At 46.5% G+C, this 1,923-nt stretch carries 1 protein-coding gene and 1 pseudogene; one reads left to right on the forward strand and one right to left on the reverse strand.

Annotated elements, in window-relative coordinates:
• The first annotated feature begins 298 nt into the window (after positions 1-298).
• A complete protein-coding gene (locus GOB90_RS18610) occupies positions 299-1,030 on the forward strand; it encodes a GGDEF domain-containing protein (protein ID WP_173572221.1) in 732 nt (243 codons plus the stop codon).
• 112 nt (positions 1,031-1,142) lie between these two features.
• Here the strand turns inward: GOB90_RS18610 and GOB90_RS18615 are convergent.
• A pseudogene (locus tag GOB90_RS18615) lies at positions 1,143-1,632 on the reverse strand (DDE-type integrase/transposase/recombinase); the annotation flags it as partial.
• Between the last annotated feature and the right edge of the window lie 291 nt (positions 1,633-1,923).

Genomic DNA, 1,923 nt, shown 5'->3' on the forward strand with positions numbered 1-1,923 from the left:
ACTGCGCTCGGGTGATTTCAGTCCAGGCCATCTTGATCTCATCAGGTTATCGCAAACCCATGAATCATAACCCGCTGAAATCACTCAACTCATTTTCGGTCAGACACTAAGAGATAAGCCTCATGTCTGGCCTGAGAATAAGCGTAAGTTACAGATTAGCTTTGTTGCTCCGACTTTTTTAGAGAATAGTGGAATAAAATATAAATATATTTTAAAAGGAATAGATTCTGAATATCATATACAAAATTCAGAATCAGTATTTTATCAAAATATTAAAGGTCGTGAAGTACATTTTAATGTGCAGGCAATAGATCCGATTGATGGGCGAATAGCAAATTCCGCGCATTTTATTTCCTATATGGGGGGAGAGTTGGCATATTCTTCACGATTTGTCGGATGGATAGCTATTGGAGTCATAATAATAACAATGGCATCTATGGAATTCTATAGAAGATATAATTTTATTAGAAAAACAAAAATTGATAGAGCGGTTCACGACCGTACTCGAGTTATGGAAGAAGTGCAAAAACAACTCCGTCAGCAATCTAGAATAGATAGTCTAACTGGTCTATTAAACCGTCACGCCGTGCTTGATGAACTGTCCTATCTAATGTCTGCCTTAATTCCGGATGAATTGATCGCAGTAGCACTTATTGATATTGATCATTTTAAACATATTAATGACACATTTGGTCATCAAGGGGGTGATTTTGTTCTTGAGCAATATGGGCTGCGTTTGCGACAGGCTTGTGATTCAAGAGTGGCAGCGGGAAGATACGGAGGAGAAGAATTGATTCTGGTATTTTCGACGGTAAAAATTCGCAATAATATTATTGAAAAAATGAATTCAATTCATCACAATTTAGTTGATCCAATACTATTTGGCAAGGATGATATTTCGGTAACTTGTAGTGTTGGCCTGGCCTTTTTTTCTGCAGGTGATACTTCTTCCAGTTTGGTTGGACGTGCAGACCGAGCTCTTTATAAAGGTAAACGTAACGGACGAAATTGCATAGTTGTTGCCGATTAGAGCCTGAATCGCGCCCCCCTTTTTTGCGGTCATCTGCGCTACAGTGTCTTGTGTCGGCCATATGTCTTTGGAGTAAACCTTCCCGGGATTGTCGGAGACCTGTTTGGATAGATTACGCGGCTATGGGAATGTGGTTCATAGTAGCGTAAAACTGTTGTTCGGCCTCGGCGGGGGTAATGTTGCTGATCAGTTCGAGGATACGGCGATTATTAAACCAGTCCACCCATTCGGGCGGCGCGTATTCCACGGCCTCAAATGACCGCCACGGTCCTCTCCGGTGTATCACCTCGGCCCTGAACAGTCCGTTGATGGTTTCGGCGCGGGCGTTGTCGTATGAATCTCCAACACTGCCGGCAGAGGGTTCGATCCCGGCTTCGGCCAGACGTTCGGTATAGCGGATAGCAACATACTGACCTCCGTGATCCGAATGATGGATCAGTTCAAAGCCTCCTGACGGGCATCGGGCGGGCATGGACCGCCTGTTCGGGCGCATTGAGGACAAAGCCCGCATGGGCTGTCCGGCTGACACGCCAGTCGACGACAGACGGGGCGAAGACATCAATGACGAACGCGATGCAGACGAACCCCGGCCAGGTTGCGACCTCGCCCTTTCTGACCCGTTCGTTCAACCTATGTGCTGAACAGCCGATCTTCTCAGAAATCGAGACCATCACCGCCCGTCGGGACGGATGCTCCCTCTCATGTTCCGGAACCAGCCAAACCGCCCGGGTACGAACCCCAGGGAGAAACTTCTTCGCAGGATTGTTCATCAGATCTTCTTCTTGAGGCCATCGTGTGGATGGTACGCTAAACAACGTTTGGCATGAACAATAAAGGAACGATCAGGCGGCACGAGCCTGTTTCGACAGATTGAGCGTCTTGCGGCCCGCAGA

This window comes from Acetobacter oeni (assembly GCF_011516825.1).
Classification (GTDB): Bacteria; Pseudomonadota; Alphaproteobacteria; order Acetobacterales; family Acetobacteraceae; genus Acetobacter; species Acetobacter oeni.